At 69.3% G+C, this 17,579-nt stretch carries 16 protein-coding genes and 1 riboswitch; of the genes, 10 read left to right on the top strand and 6 right to left on the bottom strand.

The genetic code is table 11. The annotated features are described in order from the left end of the window. Nucleotides 1–8 precede the first annotated feature (8 nt). The 5 genes from AC0662_RS24780 (at nucleotide 9) to AC0662_RS24760 (ending at nucleotide 6,529) form a co-directional block, all read left to right on the top strand. Complete coding sequence (locus AC0662_RS24780) at nucleotides 9–1,598, top strand: CocE/NonD family hydrolase (RefSeq protein WP_478303525.1); 1,590 nt, start codon at nucleotides 9–11, stop codon at nucleotides 1,596–1,598. Then, nucleotides 1,595–2,719 (top strand): lactonase family protein, encoded by a 1,125-nt coding sequence (locus AC0662_RS24775; protein ID WP_478303523.1) that lies wholly within the window; start codon nucleotides 1,595–1,597, stop codon nucleotides 2,717–2,719. Before AC0662_RS24780 ends, AC0662_RS24775 begins: the two co-directional genes overlap by 4 nt. Nucleotides 2,720–2,801: 82 nt before the next feature. Further along, the gene (locus AC0662_RS24770; RefSeq protein WP_478303521.1) at nucleotides 2,802–5,279 is read left to right on the top strand and encodes a LamG-like jellyroll fold domain-containing protein; all 2,478 of its coding nucleotides are present in this window, start codon (nucleotides 2,802–2,804) and stop codon (nucleotides 5,277–5,279) included. A 71-nt stretch (nucleotides 5,280–5,350) separates the two neighbouring features. Next, nucleotides 5,351–6,178 (top strand): aldo/keto reductase, encoded by an 828-nt coding sequence (locus tag AC0662_RS24765; protein WP_478303519.1) that lies wholly within the window; start codon nucleotides 5,351–5,353, stop codon nucleotides 6,176–6,178. Between the two features lies 1 nt (nucleotide 6,179). Then, a riboswitch (guanidine-III (ykkC-III) riboswitch) is annotated at nucleotides 6,180–6,243 on the top strand. A gap of 25 nt (nucleotides 6,244–6,268) precedes the next feature. Then, nucleotides 6,269–6,529 carry a CBU_0592 family membrane protein gene (locus AC0662_RS24760; RefSeq protein ID WP_452198046.1) on the top strand — a complete coding sequence of 87 codons (261 nt, stop codon included), beginning with the start codon at nucleotides 6,269–6,271 and terminating at the stop codon, nucleotides 6,527–6,529. A 42-nt stretch (nucleotides 6,530–6,571) separates the two neighbouring features. Here AC0662_RS24760 and AC0662_RS24755 read toward each other — a convergent pair whose 3' ends face one another. Beyond that, on the bottom strand, nucleotides 6,572–7,432 hold the full coding sequence (locus tag AC0662_RS24755) for a hypothetical protein (protein WP_452198045.1): 861 nt from the start codon (nucleotides 7,430–7,432) through the stop codon (nucleotides 6,572–6,574). A gap of 273 nt (nucleotides 7,433–7,705) precedes the next feature. Here AC0662_RS24755 and AC0662_RS24750 point away from each other — a divergent pair, with 273 nt between their 5' ends. The 5 genes from AC0662_RS24750 to AC0662_RS24730 all read left to right on the top strand — a co-directional run bounded on the left by AC0662_RS24750 (nucleotide 7,706) and on the right by AC0662_RS24730 (nucleotide 11,933). Further along, entirely contained in the window at nucleotides 7,706–8,740 is a 1,035-nt protein-coding gene (locus AC0662_RS24750; RefSeq protein ID WP_452198043.1) for an AAA family ATPase, read from the top strand. 193 nt (nucleotides 8,741–8,933) lie between these two features. Beyond that, the gene (locus tag AC0662_RS24745; protein ID WP_387784583.1) at nucleotides 8,934–9,896 is read left to right on the top strand and encodes a DUF58 domain-containing protein; all 963 of its coding nucleotides are present in this window, start codon (nucleotides 8,934–8,936) and stop codon (nucleotides 9,894–9,896) included. Next, on the top strand, nucleotides 9,896–10,849 hold the full coding sequence (locus AC0662_RS24740; RefSeq protein WP_452198041.1) for a VWA domain-containing protein: 954 nt from the start codon (nucleotides 9,896–9,898) through the stop codon (nucleotides 10,847–10,849). Before AC0662_RS24745 ends, AC0662_RS24740 begins: the two co-directional genes overlap by 1 nt. A gap of 31 nt (nucleotides 10,850–10,880) precedes the next feature. Further along, on the top strand, nucleotides 10,881–11,234 hold the full coding sequence (locus tag AC0662_RS24735) for an SRPBCC family protein (protein ID WP_452198039.1): 354 nt from the start codon (nucleotides 10,881–10,883) through the stop codon (nucleotides 11,232–11,234). A gap of 201 nt (nucleotides 11,235–11,435) precedes the next feature. Further along, entirely contained in the window at nucleotides 11,436–11,933 is a 498-nt protein-coding gene (locus tag AC0662_RS24730) for a DUF3145 domain-containing protein (protein WP_452198037.1), read from the top strand. A gap of 212 nt (nucleotides 11,934–12,145) precedes the next feature. On the opposite strand, the gene AC0662_RS24725 is transcribed toward AC0662_RS24730, so the two are convergent. The 5 genes from AC0662_RS24725 to AC0662_RS24705 form a co-directional block, all read right to left on the bottom strand. Further along, nucleotides 12,146–13,570, bottom strand: a complete 1,425-nt coding sequence (locus AC0662_RS24725) for a carboxyl transferase domain-containing protein (RefSeq protein ID WP_452198035.1) — start codon at nucleotides 13,568–13,570, stop codon at nucleotides 12,146–12,148. Between the two features lie 53 nt (nucleotides 13,571–13,623). After that, a complete protein-coding gene (gene fabF, locus AC0662_RS24720; protein WP_452198033.1) occupies nucleotides 13,624–14,859 on the bottom strand; it encodes a beta-ketoacyl-ACP synthase II in 1,236 nt (411 codons plus the stop codon). 138 nt (nucleotides 14,860–14,997) lie between these two features. Beyond that, nucleotides 14,998–15,246, bottom strand: coding sequence for an acyl carrier protein (locus AC0662_RS24715; RefSeq protein WP_130446978.1), 249 nt, complete (start codon nucleotides 15,244–15,246; stop codon nucleotides 14,998–15,000). An 88-nt stretch (nucleotides 15,247–15,334) separates the two neighbouring features. Then, nucleotides 15,335–16,324 carry a beta-ketoacyl-ACP synthase III gene (locus tag AC0662_RS24710; protein WP_452198030.1) on the bottom strand — a complete coding sequence of 330 codons (990 nt, stop codon included), beginning with the start codon at nucleotides 16,322–16,324 and terminating at the stop codon, nucleotides 15,335–15,337. Beyond that, nucleotides 16,321–17,514: an acyltransferase domain-containing protein gene (locus AC0662_RS24705; RefSeq protein WP_452198028.1), complete on the bottom strand. Its 1,194-nt coding sequence runs from the start codon at nucleotides 17,512–17,514 to the stop codon at nucleotides 16,321–16,323. The genes AC0662_RS24710 and AC0662_RS24705 overlap by 4 nt, the downstream gene beginning before the upstream one ends. Nucleotides 17,515–17,579: the final 65 nt, after the last annotated feature.

Genomic DNA, 17,579 nt, shown 5'->3' with positions numbered 1-17,579 from the left:
AGGCCCCTGTGCGCAGACTTGCTGCCGCCCTCGCAGTCGCCCTGACCCTGATCACGCTGACTCTGGTCAGGGTTGGGCCGTCCGCTGACGCCAGTCAGACCGCAGCGGGCTTCAGTGCGGCATACCAGCGCATTCCCGGCGCTGGTGGGATCGAGATCGGCGCTGTCGTGCTCACGCCGACCGGGCAGGGTTCTGGTCCGTTCCCGCTCGTGGTGATGCCGTCGAGCTGGGGTATACCAAACGCGGAGTACGTCGGGCAGGGCGCGAAGCTGGCCTCGGCCGGGTTCCAGGTGATCTCGTACTCGAGTCGTGGCTTCTGGGACACCGGCGGCGGGATCGACATCGCCGGTCCGCCCACTGTCGCGGACGTCAGCAAGGTGATCGACTGGGCCGGCAGCCACACGCCGGCGGACACCAGCCGGGTCGCGGCGGTCGGGATCTCGTACGGCGCGGGCGTATCGCTGCTCGCTGCGGCGCAGGATCCGCGGATCAAGGCGGTCGGGGCGCTCAGTGGATGGGCCGATCTGATCCGGTCGCTGGATCCGAACGACACAGTCGCTCTGCAGGCCGTGGCCGGTCTTCTTGCCTTGGGCAACGTCACGGGACGGCCGGGGCCGGAGATGGCGGCGTTGCAGACGAAGTTCGCCACGGGTGACTTCGACGGGGCGATCGCGGAGGCGAGGCAACTGTCGCCGGTTCGGTCGGCGGCGACGATGGTAGACCAAATCAACGCACGGCATCCGGCGGTGTTCCTCGCGAACGCGTTCGAGGACTCGATCTTCCCGCCGTCGCAGTACACCGACTTCTTCACCCGGCTGACCGGTCCGAAGCGGCTGCTGCTCGCACACGGCGATCACGCGACGCCGGAGGCCGGCGGTGCGGTTGGTCTACCAAACGAGACGTGGGACGAGCTGGCCGGCTGGTTGCGGCATTACCTGACCGGTGCGGACAACGGCGCGGACGCCGAGGCCCCGGTGGAGTTGAAGTCGCAGCGTGGTGTGTGGCGTGGGTATCCCGATTGGGTCGCGGTCGGGTCCGAGCGGACGTCGTACCTCACGAAGGGCGGCGCGTTGCAGGGCTCGGCGTCGACTGGGTGGAGCCGGGCGATCGGCGCTGGTATACCAACCGTCGCGGACAGTGGGGTCGCCCTGGTGTCGGGAGCGCTGCAAGGTTTGCTGTCGATCCCGACGGGGGTCGCGACGCCGTTGGTGGACAGGTCGTTCGCGGGCCTTTGGTCGGGGCCGGTGTGCAGTGGTGGCGCGGTGGTCAATGGGGCGCCGAAGGTGCATGTGACCGTGAAACCCTCGGCAGCCGACACCTCGCTGTTCGCCTATCTGTACGACGTTGACGCGCTCGGGGTCGGGTCGTTGATCTCACACAAGCCGTACACGCTGCGCGGGGCGACACCCGGCAAGGCGGTGCCGCTCGACGTGACGTTGGAGGCGACGAGCTGGGAGGTGCCGGCGGGGCATCACCTCGTACTGGTCGTGGACACGGTGGACCCGCGGTACCTCGGGCGAAGCGCGGTGGGGTCGACGGTGACATTCAGTTCCCCGGCGGGGGATCCGTCGTGGATCCGCGTCCTGGTGGCGTCGTGAGGGTCAGTCGCCGAGGGTTTCTCGGCTTCACCGCGGCCGCGCTTGCCCCGATCCACCAGGCCGCCAGCCGCGAGACACCGGGGCCTGGCGATCCTGCCAGCACCCCAGCTGCCCGCACCCCAGCTGCCCGCACCCCAGCCGCCCCCGCGTCCAGCACTCCGGTCGGTCGTGGGGACGGCAACACGTTGTATCTCGGGACGTACGGCGACGGCATCGGGATCGCGACGTACGACGACAAGGGCAAGATCACCGCGACGGGGACGATCGCCGGCGTCGCGGATCCGTCGTTTGTCATCCGGTCTGGCAGCTTTCTGTATGCCGTCAACGAGCAAGACACCGGCGCGGTCACCGCGATCGATATCGCTGGTATACCAAAGGTCCTGAATCGCCAATCCAACAAGGGATCCGGGCCCTGCCATCTCGCCAAGATCGGCGACCACCTGCTCAGCGCGAACTACGGCTCCGGTGACATCGCCGTACACCCGATCAATCCTGATGGGAGCCTCGGGCAACAAACCGATCTGGTCAAGCACGAGGGTTCCGAGCCGCATGCGCACCAGGTGGTGCAGGCGGGGGACTACGTCCTGGCGGTCGACCTCGGTACCGACTCGATCTACACCTACACCCTCGCGGCCGGGAAGCTGACCCTGCAGCACCAGGCGAAGGTGAAGACCGGCGCCGGCCCGCGACATTTGGTATTCCATCCATCCGGGCGGTACGCCTACGTCGCCGACGAGCTCGACAGCACGGTCACCGTCTGCGGCTACGAGGACGGTGTCGTCACCCCGCTCTCGAGTCAGCCCACCGCACCCGCCGGGGCACAGAACTACCCGGGCGAGGTCGTCGTGTCGGCGGACGGAGCCTTCGTCTACGTGACCAACCGCGGGCACAACAGCATCGCGATCTTCAGGACCAACGGCGCCGAGCTCGAGCCCGTTGGTACGCCAAGTTGCGGGGGCGACTGGCCGCGGCACTGCGCGTTCGACCCGAGCGGCCGGCTGCTGTTCGTCGCGAACCAGAAGTCGAACAACATCACGACGTTTTTGGTAGACCAAACGAGTGGCGGGCTGACCCAGGTCAGTGACTTCAGTACCCCGAGTCCGGTCTGCGTGAATGTTTGATCGTGCGCGAGCTCTTGCGGTTTTGTGGTGAGAGCGTTGTCATGGGATCGCCTTTCTCCGCCCCGAGAGGAGCCTCCCGCCCATGCTCAAAGTCCTCGCCGCGGCCGTCCTCGCAGCGTCGGTCACCCTCGTCCCAACAGCCTCAACACCTCAAGCGGCCACCCAGACCACCACCGACTGGCACGCAGGAACCCCACCCCTCACCACCCCCTGGACCGCCGACGTCTCCCCGACGAACGCGCTCCCGGACTACCCGCGCCCGCAGCTCACCCGCCCCGACTGGCGCAACCTCAACGGCCTCTGGGAATGGTCCGCCGCAACCCCCGGCGAGCAACCACCCTTCGGCCGCACCCTCGCCGATCAGGTCCTCGTCCCGTATCCGATCGAGTCCGCGCTCTCCGGCCTGCAGGAGCACGAGGACCGGATGTGGTACCGCCGCACCTTCACCGTCCCGGACAACTGGAAGGGCAAGCAGCTCCTGCTGCACTTCGGCGCGGTCGACTACGACGCCAAGGTCTGGGTCAACGGCCGGCAGGTCGCCACGCACCGCGGCGGGTACGACGGCTTCGACGTCGACGTCACCTCCGCGCTGCACGCCAAAGGCCCGCAGGAGCTGATCGTCTGGGCCGAGGACCTGACCGACGAGACGTACCAGCCGATCGGCAAGCAGCGTGAGGTCAGCGACCACGGCATCTTCTACCAGGGCAGCTCGGGCATCTGGCGGACCGTCTGGATGGAGCCGGTCAACGCCTCCTCGATCAGCCGCCTCCAGCTGACGCCCGACCTCCCGAACCAGTCCCTGAAGGTCACCGCCGAGACGACCGGTCCCGCAGGCCTCGACGTCGAAGTCACGGCGTACGACGGCCGCAAGGTCGCCGGTCAGGTGCGGGGCAAGGCGAACACCGAGCTCCGGCTGCCGATCCCGCACCCGAAGACCTGGTCGCCGGACAACCCGTTCCTCTACGACCTGAAGGTCCGGCTCGTCGATCGCGGCAAAATGGTAGACCAAATCGGTTCGTACGCCGGGATGCGGTCGGTCGGCCTGCAGAAAGGTGCCGACGGCAAGCTTCGGATGGCGCTGAACGGGAAGATCCTGTTCAACCTGTCAACACTCGACCAGGGGTTCTGGCCGGACGGCCTGAACACGGCGCCGACCGACGCGGCGCTCCGGTTCGATCTCGAGCAGCACAAGCGGCTCGGGTTCAACACGGTGCGCAAACACATCAAGGTCGAGCCGGATCGCTGGTACTACTGGGCCGACAAGCTGGGTCTGATGGTCTGGCAGGACATGCCGGCGTCGAAGACCGACCCGATGCCCGAGCCGTGGCGGACGCAGTTCAAGTCCGAGCTGCGCGAGATGGTCGAGGAGCACAAGAGCTTCACCTCGATCACCGTCTGGGTCCCGTTCAACGAGGGCTGGGGCGAGTGGGACCAGGCCGAGACCGGCCGGATCGCCGACTCCGTCAAGGCGCAGGACCCGTCCCGGTTGGTCAACGCGCACAGCGGCGTCAACTGCTGCAACTCCCACGGTGACTCCGGCCGCGGCGACCTGATCGACAACCATGCCTACCTCGGCCCGGCGACGACAGCACCGGCGGGTGAGAGAGCGGCGGTGGACGGCGAGCACGGCGGGTTCGGGTTGAAGGTGCCCGACCACATGTGGTTCGGCGACGGGTCGGCGTACGAGATGGAGCCTGACTCGGCGACGCTTACGCGACGGTACGTCGAGAACCAGAACGACGTCCTCAGGTCGGCTCGGCAGTGTGGGATCAGCGGATCGGTGTACACCCAGATCACCGATGTCGAAGGGGAGCTGAACGGCTTCTTCACCTACGACCGGCGGATCCCGAAGATGGACTTCGCCCAGGTCCGGACCGTCAACCAGGCGATCATCGCGGGCGCCGACGGAACCGGGACCGGCGTACCGAACCCAGGCCCGGGAACCCCTGGCGCCGACGGCATTCACTTCTATCCGCTGAACGGAACCGGAGAAGATGCCGTAGGCAACAACGACGCCACGCTCCAAGGTGGCGCAGTATTTGCCGAGGGCAAGAACGGCCAAGGCGTCGCACTCAACGGCGACAATCAGTTTGTCGACACCGGCGCCGCACTGCTCGACACGAGCGGTAACTACTCGGCCAGTGCGTGGGTGAAACTCGACAAGGTGGACGGCTCGTTCCAGACGTTCGTCAGCCAGGACGGCGCGCGGGACAGCGCGTTCTTCCTGCAGTACTCCGGCCAGGACCAGCGGTTCGCGATGAGCTTCCCGGGCATTCGGGCACTGGCGCCGACCAAGCCGAACCCGGGCCAGTGGTACCACGTCACTGGCGTCCGCGACGTCGTGAAGGGCGAACTGCGGCTGTACGTCGACGGCGCCCTGGTCGCCACCAAGGCCGCCTGCAGCCTGGACTCCGGTTCGACCGGCAACACGGTGATCGGACGGGCGAAGTTCGGCGGCAACCAGGTCGACTTCCTGGACGGAACGGTCGACCAGGTGCACCTGTACGACCGCGCTCTCACGGACGCGGAGGTGCGCACACTCTACGAATCCGGATCCTAGTTTCGAGATGCGAAAGTCTCGTAGAGAGCCGATCCTGTAGGTACCCAAGCCGACCAGCGGAGGTGAGTGCGATGCCCGCACCCAGCCAGGTGCTCGCGCCCCGCTCGACGGTCAGGTTCCGGCCGCCACGCTTCGGGCTCGGCGGTTCGCATCTCGGCGAACCCCCGGGCCCGGACGGTGACGCGGCAGCGGTCGCCACCGTGGACGCGGCGTACCAGGCCGGTATCCGCTTATTCGACAGCTCACCGGCGTACGGCGACTCCGAGCGGCGACTCGGTACGGCGTTGCAGCAGCGGCCCCGTGGTGAGTTCCTGGTCTCGACCAAGGTGCCCGCCGGGGCCGATCCGGAGGCATCGGTGCGCGCGAGTTCCGAGCGGCTCGGGCTCGCGGTCGATCTGGTGTTCGCCGAGGACGAGACGGCGTACCCGGTGCTCGATCGGATGCGGCGCGACGGTGCGATCAAAGCGGTCGGGACGGTGTCGGGGGAGTGGCGCGAGCTGGACCAGTTGGTGCGTGACGTCGAGTTGGACTGCGTGCTGCTGACCGCGCAGTACTCACTGCTCGACCGCTCGGCGACACCACTGCTGGACCGCTGCCTCGCACGCGGAGTGTCGGTGATCGTGTCCGGCGTCCTCAGCCCGCAGGTCATGCAGGCAGAGAAGCTCAGCGACCCGTTGGCCATCCAGGCCCGCCGGATCTCGGCGGTCTGTGAGCGGTACGGCGTCTCGCTGCCGCAGGCCGCGCTGGCGTACCCGAGCAGGCACTCCGCCGTGACCTCGGTGCTGATCGCGGCCTCGTCGCCGGCGGAGATCCGGGCCGACGCGGCACTCGTCCGGCAGCCCGTGCCGGAGCGGCTGTGGAACGACCCGGACTTCGTGGGCTTGCTAGACTCGGAGTAGGAGTTCGCCATTCCGCGGCTCCCCGGACGAGCGGCGCCGTACCCGGTCTGACAAGACGGCGCCTCACCCTCTTGGAAGGGGTTCGTCCTCATGCACGTTCTGGATGTTCTCGAGATCGTTGGCGCGCTCACGATTCTGGTCGCCTTCGCGGCGGCCCAGGCCGGTCGGTTGCAGCAGCGCACTGTCACCTATCAGCTGCTGAACCTGCTCGGCTCAGGAGTCCTCGCGGCGATCGCGGCCGTACAGCTGTCCTGGGGCTTCCTGCTGCTGGAGGGCAGCTGGGCAGTCATCAGCCTGATCGGGCTGATCGGCCTGCGCCGCGGCCGCCCGGCAGCGGCCCCGCAGCACTAGGAACCGCTAGCTCGAGCAGCGGCCCCGCAGCACTAGGGACCGCTAGAACTTGTCGCCGGGGTTCGTCGCCGTTGGGGGCGAACCCGTCGGTACCTCCGTCGGAGGAGTGCCGCCGGGGCTCGGCGATACCGTCGACGGGCCGCCGGTGCTCGGGCTCACGGACCCGGTGCCGGGCGGCGGTGTGGTCGGCGTGACCGTGACGGTCGTCGTGCCGGTCGGGGTCGGGATCACCGGCTCCGGCTCCAGCGGCTGGGCGTGCCGGAACAGCAGCCACGCCAGGAACACCGCGAGAGCCATGATCACGGCCATCGTCAACAGCGCCAGCGCCAGCGCCCACCGGGACGCCGGGCGCAGCGCCTCCGGCCATGGCAGCGGCCAGATGCGGAACAGGCCGGGGCGGCGGCGGTTCTCCCAGTAGTGCCGGAAATCCGGCCCACGCAGCTTCCCGATCTGGGGGACCCGGTCCATCAGTACCGAGGACAGGACGTCCTCGCCGCGGCGCTCGGCCAGCAGCCGCTCGTCGGACACGGCGCTCGACCCGTCGTCCTCCCGGATCGGGCCGACCGCGACCCACAGTGCGAGGTCGTCGTCATCGGAGTCGTTGTGTGCGAGGACGGCGTCTTCGGGGAGGTCGTCGACGGCATGCACGAACCGTTCCCGAGCCGCGGCGTCGTCGGCGGAGCCTTCGGCCATCATCGCGACCACGGCGGAGCGGCCGGAATCGTCCGTGGCGGCGTACAGGAATCCGGCAGCGTTGGCGCCGAGGCGGCCGCGGAGCCAGAACTCGCCGACCCGCGGCGGGTCCTCGGGCTGCAGCGGCAGGGCGTCCGGAATCTCCAGCGCAGGCCGCTCCTCCGGCGCATCCGCCGGCTGCACCTCAGGCTGGGAATCGGTCGCAGTCATCACCCCAATCCCACCACATCCCTGGTAGCACTGTCGCCACGGCCGCCACCGAGTTCCTTGAGCACCCACCAACCACGGATCCGGCACGGAGGTGGTCGGTGGGTGCTCAAAGTGCGCAGACCGGGCGGGATTTGGGTGGGCGGGGGAGGATTGGGAGGGATCCGGTGGGCCCTGCGGGTGCTGAACCCGGGGATCTGATGGAATGGCCGGTGTTGCGAAGTGGGGATTGACGGTGTTTGACATGGTCCGTGCGCGGGCCCCGGAAGGACAGGCATGACCGAAACCACGGTGCCGGCGGGAACGGTGGCCCAGCAGTCCCGGCTGATCGGCGAGGCCGTCGGCGAGGTCAAGCGGGTGATCGTCGGCCAGGAGCACATGGTCGAGACGCTGATGGTGTCACTGCTGGCCAAGGGTCACTGCCTGCTCGAGGGTGTTCCGGGCGTCGCCAAGACGCTCGCCGTGCGCACCTTCGCGAGCGTGGTCGGCGGCACGTTCGCCCGGATCCAGTTCACCCCCGACCTGGTCCCGTCCGACATCGTCGGCACCCGGATCTACCGGCAGACCCGTGAGACGTTCGACATCGAGCTCGGCCCGACGTTCGTGAACTTCGTGCTCGCCGACGAGGTCAACCGCGCGCCTGCCAAGGTGCAGTCCGCGATGCTGGAGCTGATGGCCGAGCGGCAGGTGTCGATCGGCGGCCAGACGTTCCCGATGCCGAAGCCGTTCATCGTGATCGCGACCCAGAACCCGATCGAGTCCGAAGGCGTGTACCCGCTGCCCGAGGCGCAGCGGGACCGGTTCCTGGTGAAGATCGACGTACCGCATCCGCGGGGGCACGAGGAGTTCGAGATCCTCCGCCGGATGAGTGTCGACCCGCCGGAGCCGCGGCAGGTGCTGAAGCCGGAGACGATCCTCGAGCTGCAGCGGTCCGCGGAGCAGGTCTTCGTGCACAACCTGGTCGCGGAGTACGCCGTACGCCTCGTCATGGCGACCCGGACGCCGACCGACTTCCACCTGCCTGACCTCGAACCGATCATCGAGCTCGGTGTCAGCCCGCGCGCCACGCTCGGCCTGATCTCGGCCGGTCGCGCACTCGCGTTGATCCACGGCCGCGACTACCTGCTGCCGAGCGACATCCAGACCGTCGCGCTGGACGTGATGGGCCACCGCCTCGGCCTCACCTTCGACGCGGTCGCGGACAACATCGACCCCCGGGCCGTGATCGAGCGCATCCTGGCGACTGTCCCGCCGCCCCAGCCGGTCTGGCGCGACGGCGCCGACGGCACCGGCCGCCCGGAGTTCGTCTAGTGCTCCGGGCCCGGGAGTGCTTGGTGCTTGCGACGCCCAGGCACGCACCTCACGGGACTAGCCGAGCATCCACGATGCTCCGCATCGAGGACGCTCGCCTAGCACCGCGATGCACGCACCTGACCGCCGCAACCACTCAAGCACTCCCAGGCCCGGAGCACTGATGCCAAACCGTCCCGATCCGCGAGTTGCGATGACGATCTCGCAGCTCGCTCCCGAGCGTGCGTTGCGGCGGCTGGAGCTGACCGTCGTACGGCGCCTCGAGGGCTACCTGCACGGGGAACATCTGGGCCTGCTCCCCGGGCCCGGGACCGAGCTCGCCGAGGCCCGTGAGTACCAGGTCGGTGACGACGTCCGGCGGATGGACTGGGCGGTCACCGCCCGGACCACGGTCCCGCACGTCCGCGACCTGATCGCGGACCGGGAGCTGGAGACCTGGGCGCTGGTCGACCTGTCCGGCTCAATGGACTTCGGTACGTCGACCCTCGAGAAGCGCGAGCTCGCGGTCGCGGCCGTCGCGACGGTCGGGTTCCTCACCCACCGGCTCGGCGACCGCTTCGGCGGGCTGATGCTCCGCGACTCGGCGCTGCGCCGCTGGCCGGCCCGGTCCGGGCGGCTCGCGCTCTACGGACTGCTGCGCGCGTTGCTCGCCGAACAGTTCGGCACCGACCAGGAGGCGCACCGTAGCGATCTGGCCGCGGCGCTGGAGTCGATGGCGCGGACGCAGCGCAAGCGCGGACTGCGGGTCATCGTCTCCGACTTCCTCACCCCCGAGGACGGCGAGGTGGCCAGCGGGATCGAGCCGTCCTGGGAGCGCGCGATGCGGAAGCTGACCGCGCAGCACCAGGTGCTGGCGGTCGAGATCGTCGACCCGCGCGAGCTCGAACTGCCGAACATCGGTGTGGTCACGATCGGTGACCCGGAGACCGGCGAGGTCCGCGAGATCGACACCCGGCGGCGCAAGGTCCGGGAGGCGTTCGGAGTGGCCGCGCTGGCGCAGCGGGAACGAACCAGGGCCGCCCTGCGTAGGGTAGGTGCGGGTCATCTCGTGCTGCGCACCGACCGTGACTGGGTCGCGGACACGGTGCGTTTCGTGCTCGCCTACCGGCACGTGGCGTCCCGCCTGCACCAACCGCCGAAGGGAGTGGCTCGCTGATGGAGTTCCTGTCTCCGGGGCGGTTGTGGTTCCTGTTACTTATCCCGCTGATCATCGCGGGATACATCTTTCTCCAGCACCGGCGCTCGCAGTACGCGCTGCGCTTCACCAACATCGCGCTGCTGGACCGGGTCGCGCCGCGGCGGCCGCAGTGGCGGCGGCATCTCGCGGTCGGGCTGGCGCTGGTGGCCGCGTTCACCTGCATCGTGGCGTTCGCGCAGCCGAAGGACAAGGTCAAGGTGCCGCGCGAGCGGGCCACGATCGTGGTCGCGATCGACGTCTCGCTGTCGATGATGGCCACCGACATCGACCCGAACCGGCTGGAAGCGGCGAAGAAGTCGGCGAAGAACTTCGTCAACCAGCTGCCGGGCAAGTTCAACGTCGCGCTGGTCAACTTCGCCGGTACGGCATCGATCATCGTGCCGCCGACCACCGACCGGGCGACGGTACTGCGCTCGATCGACGGGCTCGAACTGGCCGAGTCGACCGCGACCGGTGAGGGAATCTTCACCTCGCTGCAGGCGCTCACCCAGGTCCCGCCGGACCCCGAGCACCCGAACGAGCCCGCCCCGGCGCGGATCGTGCTGCTGTCCGACGGGAAGCGGACAGTCGGCCGGACCGCCCAGGAGGGCGCGCAGGCGGCGAAGGCGAAGAACACCCCGGTGTACACGATCTGTTTCGGCACCGACTCCGGCTTCATCGAGATGGACGGCATCCGGCAGCGCGTCCCACCGGACCGCACCGAACTGCGCTCGGTCGCCGAGATCAGCGGCGGCAAGGCGTACACCGCGGAGTCGGCCGGCGAGCTCGAGGACGTCTACAAGGACATCGGCTCCTCGGTCGGGTACGACGAGGTGGACAAGGAAGTCACCGCTCGGTACGCCGGGATCGCGATGCTCTTCACGCTCGCCGCGGCCGGCGCCTGTATCGCCCTCGCCACCCGGTTCCCGTGATCCAATAAGTAGACAGGCTACCCTTGGCGGCATGGGACTTCTCGGAACCGCCAAGGCAGTAGCCGCCGTTCCCTTCGAGCAGGTCGAGCCGCTGCTCACGGAGGACCGCTGCAAGGTGCTGCTCGGCCTCGACGGGGGGAACCCGGCGGGCGTCTCGGTGGACGCCGACCCGGCGGCCGCCACGATCGGCCTGCAGGGCCAGTTCTGGTACCGCGGCGAGTACACCTTCGCGCCGCACGCCGGCGGCACCGAGGTCACGTATCGCCTCGAGAACGTCTCCAGTTGGCCGGACCCCGTCATCGCCCTCTGGCAGCGCAAGACGGTCAAAGCCGTGCAGCGGGCCGCAGACTCGTACGCCGCCGCCCTGCCGGGCCGCGTCACCTGACCCCCGGTCGCGACACGACAGTGATGTGGTTGACACGGCGAGGTTACTGGTGTTTGTGGTAACAGTGGTGCAAGATGGTCAAGTGTTTCGCGGGTCATCTTGTGGTGCCCTGAGAGACTGAAGTAGAGAAACCAGTACGCCGAGATCGACGGACTGTTCGAGAACGCTGGGGAAGGCGCAGCTCGAGCACAGGAGGTCCCGGTGGCGACAACTCGTGGCGTTCTGTACGTCCACACGGTGCCGTCAGCGTTGTGCCCGCATGTCGAGTGGGCCGCGGGCGGCATCCTTGGCGTGCCCGTGAAACTGGACTGGACGCCGCAACCAGCGGCCCAGGGCACCTACCGGGCCGAACTGTCCTGGCAGGCTGAGGCCGGTACGGCGGCCAAGCTGGCGTCCGCGCTGCGCGGATGGCAGAAGCTGCGGTTCGAGGTCACCGAGGAGCCGAGCAACGGCGCCGAGGGCGAGCGGTACTCGTTCACCCCCGACCTCGGGATCTTCCACGCGACCACCGGCGTCCACGGCGACATCATGGTCCCGGAGGACCGGCTGAAGGCCGCGATGCTGAAGGCGGCCAGTGGCGAGGCCGACCTGACCGAAGAGGTCGAGCGGCTGCTCGGGCGTCCGTGGGACGACGAGCTGGAGCCGTTCCGGTACGCCGGTGACGGTGCGCCGGTGCGGTGGCTGCATCAGGTTGTCTGAGGCGATCCTGAGAACTTCAGAAGAAACCTATGAAGTCCGGAGACTTCCCCGAACTTTTCGATGAGACTGAGCATCAGACGTTGCACAGGGTGGGAGGGGCCGTGGCCGCTGGGCCACCGGGTGTCGGGACACCCCCGGTGGTTGTGAACAACAGCGGCCGCACCACGTGAAGGGCGCGAACCCCCAGGGTTCGCGCCCTTCGTGATGTCCGGCTAGAGCGGGATGTTCCCGTGCTGCCCGCGGGTCGGGCCGTCCGCTTCGGCCTTCGCCAGCGCGGTGGCCAGTGCGGTGCGGGTGCTGGTGGGTTCGACGACCTCGTCGACGACGCCGATCTCGCGGGCCCGATCGATGCCACCGGCAATCTTCTCGTGTTCGGCGGCGAGCTCGGCCTCGACCTGCGGGCGGAGCTCCGGGTCGACGTCGGCGAGCTTGCGCCGGTGCAGGACGCGGACGGCGGCGACCGCGCCCATCACGGCGACCTCGGCGCGCGGCCAAGCGAACACCCGCGTGGCTCCGAGCGACCGCGCATTCATCGCGATGTACGCCCCGCCGTACGTCTTCCGGGTCACCAGCGTCACCCGCGGTACGACGGCCTCCGCGAACGCGTGCAGCAGTTTGGCGCCCCGTCGTACGACGCCGTCCCACTCCTGACCGACACCCGGCAGATAGCCCGGTACGTCGACCAGCACGACCAAGGGAACGCCGAACGCGTCGCACATCCGGACGAAGCGGGAAGCCTTCTCCGCCGACAGGGCGTCCAGGCAGCCGCCGAGCCGGAGCGGGTTGTTGGCGATCACGCCGACTGTGCGCCCGCCGAGCCGGCCGAGCGTGGTGACGATGTTCGGCGCCCACCGCTGGTGCAGCTCGACGCCAGACTCTGCGTCGAGCACACCGCCGACCAGCGGATGCACGTCGTACGCGCGTTTCGCCGACTCCGGCAGGAACCCAGAAAGGTCGGTGTCCGGGATGTCGGTCGAGATCGTGCCCTGGTTGGCGAGCAGGTCGGCCAGCCGGCGCGCCTGCTCGAGCGCGGCCGCCTCGGAGTCGGTGGTGATGTGGACGACGCCGGACCGCCGGCCGTGCGGCTCGGGGCCACCGAGGCGCAGCATGTCGACGTCCTCGCCGGTGACCGAGCGGACCACGTCCGGCCCGGTGACGAAGATCCGGCCCTCCGGCCCGAGGACGACAACGTCAGTCAACGCGGGACCGTACGCCGCTCCGCCCGCCGCCGGCCCGAGCACGACGGAGATCTGCGGGATCTTCCCGGAGGCCTGTGTCATCGCGTAGAAGATCTTGCCGACCGCGTGCAGACTCAGCACGCCCTCGGCCAGCCGGGCGCCGCCGGAGTGCCACAGGCCGATGATCGGCACCTGCTCGGCGCGCGCGACGTCGTACGCCTCGACGACGACGTCGCAGCCCTCGTCGCCCATCGCGCCGCCCATCACGGTCGCGTCGGAGCAGAAGGCGATGACCGTCGCCCCGGCGATCGTCCCGCGAGCGGCGACCATCCCGGACAGGTTGTCCGGGGTGATCAGCTCCAGGCTGTCCGGGTCGAGCAGGTTGCGGAGCCGGGTGACCGGGTTGCGCGGGTCCTGCTCACGGGGCAGCTTGGCGGGTTTCGCCGGGGCGACGGTCATGGTGTCCTCCGAGGGTGGTGAAGGAACTGCACCGATCGAACGTGGTGAAGGAACTACACCGACTTGAACGCGATGGCGGCGTTGTGACCGCCGAAGCCGAACGAGTTGTTCAGTGCCGCGATGTCGCCCTCGGGCAGCTTGCGCTGCTCGGTCGCGACGTCGAGGTCGATCTGGTCGTCGAGCTTGTCCACGTTGATGGTGGGCGGCGACACCCGGTGGTGCAGGGCCAGCACCGTGGCGACCGACTCGACCGCGCCGGCGCCGCCGAGCAGGTGGCCGATCATCGACTTCGGCGCGGTCGCGATCGCGTGGTCCGCGTCCTTGCCGAGCGCCTGCCGGATCGCCAGTGACTCCGCGATGTCGCCCTGCGGGGTCGAGGTGGCGTGCGCGTTGATGTGGAAGATGTCGGCCGGGGTGAGGTCGCCCTCGGACAACGCCCGCTCCATCGCCCGCCGGGCACCCGAACCGGTCGGGTCGGGCTGTGCGATGTCGTGACCGTCGGCGGAGATCCCCGCGCCGGCGAGCTCGGCGTAGATCTTCGCCCCGCGCGCCTTGGCGTGCTCGTAGGACTCCAGGATCAGGACCCCGGCGCCCTCACCGAGCAGGAAGCCGTCGCGGTCCACGTCCCACGGACGCGACGCCCGCTCCGGCTCGTCGTTGCGCTTGCTGAGCGCCTGCATCATCCCGAACGCGGCCAGCGGCAGCGCCATGATCGCGCCCTCGGCGCCACCGGCGATGATCACGTCCGCGCGGCCGAGCCGGATCTGGTCAAGCCCCAGCCAGATCGCTTCGTTGCCGGAGGCACACGCCGACACCGGGGTGTGGACGGCGGCCTTCGCCCCGAACTCCAGGCCGACGTACGCCGCCGACGAGTTCGGCATCAGCATCGGGATCGCCAGCGGCGAGACCCGGCGCGGGTTGCTCTTAAGGGCGTCGTAGTTCGACAGGGTGGTGTGCAGGCCGCCGATCCCGGACGCGACCGCGACACCGAGGCGCTCCTTGTCCAGCCCGGAGTCCTCCAGGCCGGAGTCGGCCCAGGCCTCGCGGGCGGCGACCACGGCGAGTTGCGCCGTACGGTCGAGGCGGCGGGCCTTCACCCGCTCGATGACCTCGGTCGGGTCCACCGCGGCCGGTGCGGCGATCTGCACCGCCAGGGGCTGCACCCACTCGTCGGTCAGCCGCTTGGCACCGGAGCGCCCCGCCAGCAGACCTTCCCAGGAGCTGGCCACGTCGCCCCCGAGCGGGGTCGTGGCTCCGAGCCCAGTAATGACGACTCGGGTCTTCGACATGGTTACCTCATCCTTCACAAGAGCGATCTGCGGTTGGGAGCGAGGGGTGGGTACTGCGGGGTGCCGGTCTGGTGCTCATCGGACCGCCTCGCGCGAACGGGGGACCGATGAGCACCGGCCAGCACGGTGACGGGTCCGTCAGCCGTTCTGGGCGCGCTCGATGAACGCGACCGCGTCGCCGACGGTCTTCAGGTTCTTGACCTCGTCGTCGGGGATCTTCACGTCGAACTTCTCCTCGGCCGCGACCACGACCTCCACCATGGAGAGCGAGTCGACGTCGAGGTCGTCGGTGAAGGACTTGTCCAGCTGGACGTCCTCGACCGGGATGCCGGCGATCTCGTTCACGATCTCGGCGAGGTTGGAACGGATCTCTTCGGTGCTGGCCATTCTCTGGTTCCCTTTCGGATTTCTGCTGGCTCGTGACAGCCGGGTGCAGCCACCTGAGCTGCCCCGGACAACTATGGACTACTGCTTGTTACGGCAGCCGGATCACCTGGGCGGCGTACACCAGCCCGGCGCCGAAGCCGATGATCAGTGCGAGGTCGCCACTCTTGGCCTCGCCGTTGTCGCGCATGGCACTGATCGCGAGCGGGATCGACGCCGCCGAGGTGTTCCCCTGGCGCTCGATGTCGCGTGCGACCTTGACGTGTTCGGGCAGCTTGAGCGCCCGGCGCATCGCGTCGGTGATCCGCATGTTCGCCTGGTGCGGCACGAACAGGTCGAGCTGCTCCGCCTTCACGCCGGCGACGTCCAGCGCCTGCTGCGCGGTCTTGGCCATCTCGAACGACGCCCACCGGAACACCGGGTTGCCGTCCATCGTCAGGTGCGGCCAGTTGTAGGTGCCGAACACCTCCTGCCAGGACTCGCGCTGGCTGATCACCTGGTGCTGCGTGCCGTCCGAACCCCACACCACCGGGCCGATCCCCGGCTCGTCGGTCGGACCGACCACCGCTGCACCGGCGCCGTCGGCGAAGATGAACGCCGTACCGCGGTCGGTCCGGTCGGTGATGTCGCTGAGTCGCTCGACGCCGATCGCCAGTACGTACTTCGCGCTGCCGCCGCGGACCAGGTCGTTGGCCATCGCGATCCCGTAGCAGAAGCCCGCGCAGGCCGCCGAGATGTCGAACGCGGCCGCCGTCGGGGCGCCGACCTGGACGGCGATCTGGGTCGCGATCGCCGGCGTCTGGTACAGGTGCGTGACGGTGGCGACGATCACGCAGCCGATGTCGGCCGGGTCGATACCGGACTCCGCGAGCGCTTCCTTCGCGGCGTTCACCGACATCATCAGCACGGTCTCGTCGTCGTCGGCCCAGCGGCGTTCCTTGATCCCGGACCGGGTCTGGATCCACTCGTCGCTGGAGTCGATCTGCTCGAGGATCTCCGAGTTCGGTACGACGCGCCGCGGTCGGTACGACCCGATCCCGAGAATCCCGGCGTACTGCGCACCTGTCGACGGTGTGATCATGCGGTTCCTCCGGCGGGGTGCAGGCGGACGAGCGGCTGGCCCGGGGCGACCGGGTCGCCTTCTTCGACGAGCCATTCGACGACGATGCCGCCGTGCGGCGCGGTGACCGCGACCTCGTCACGCAGGCTCGCCACCTTCGCGACGACCTCGCCCGCGGCGACGGTGTCACCGGAGTCCCGGCGTACGTCGACCTCGCGGGTGAAGGTGCCCTTGATCGGGGCGACCAGCAGCCGCCACGTGGGGGAGGCGTCGATCTCGGACGGGCTGCCGTGCTTCTCGGCGAACGCGCGGGCGTCGTCGAGCTGGTCCGGCGTCTTCAGCGCGAACGTCTCGACACCCTTCAGGGCGCGCCGCGCGATCCCGGTCAGGGTGCCGGCCGGCGGCAGTTCGAGGATGCCGGTGACCTCGAGGTCGGACATCGTCTGCATGCACAGGTCCCAGCGGACCGGGGCGTTCACCTGGTTGACGAGCCGCTGCAGGACCTCGCGGCCGTCGTGGACGACGTGGCCGTCCCGGTTCGAGATCAGGCGGGTCCGCGGGTCGTGAGTGCTGATCGCGGTCGCGTACTTCGCGAGCGTCTGGACCGCGGGCTCCATGTGGCTGGTGTGGAACGCGCCGGCGACCGACAGCGGGATCAGCCGGGCCTTGGCCGGCGGGTCGGCGGCCAGCGCCTCGAGCTGCTCGACGGTGCCGGCGGCAACGATCTGGCCGGGGCCGTTGTCGTTGGCCGGGGTCAGGCCGTGCTCGGCGAGCTTGGCGAGGACCTCCTCGCGGTCGCCGCCGAGGACGGCGGTCATCGAGGTCGGCGTCAGCGCGGCCGCGGCGGCCATCGCCTTGCCGCGCTCACGGACCATGACCATCGCCTGCTCGGCGGTCAGTACGCCGGTGCCGGCCGCGGCGGCGAGCTCACCGACGCTGTGACCGGCGACCGCGCCGACCTGGGCGAAGGCGTCGGCCGGGTGCGGGAACACCGCCAGCGCGGCCAGCATGCTGGACGCGACCAGCAGCGGCTGCGCGATCGCGGTGTCGCGGATCGTGTCCGCGTCAGCCTGGGTGCCGTAGTGGGCGAGGTCGAGACCGGCGACCGCGGAGAGCCAGTTCAGCCGGCTCTCGAACACGGGATCCGCCAGCCACGGCTCGAGGAATCCTGGAGTCTGGGCACCCTGACCGGGCGCGGCGATGACGAGCACGTGACAACTCTCCCTCAGCCGGACCCGCCGTGAGCCGAAGGGCGAGCACGAATTCTTCGGGGCCG

It is taken from the genome of Kribbella sp. NPDC043289 (genome assembly GCF_056436705.1).
This window is presented reverse-complemented; position numbering and strand designations above follow the sequence as displayed.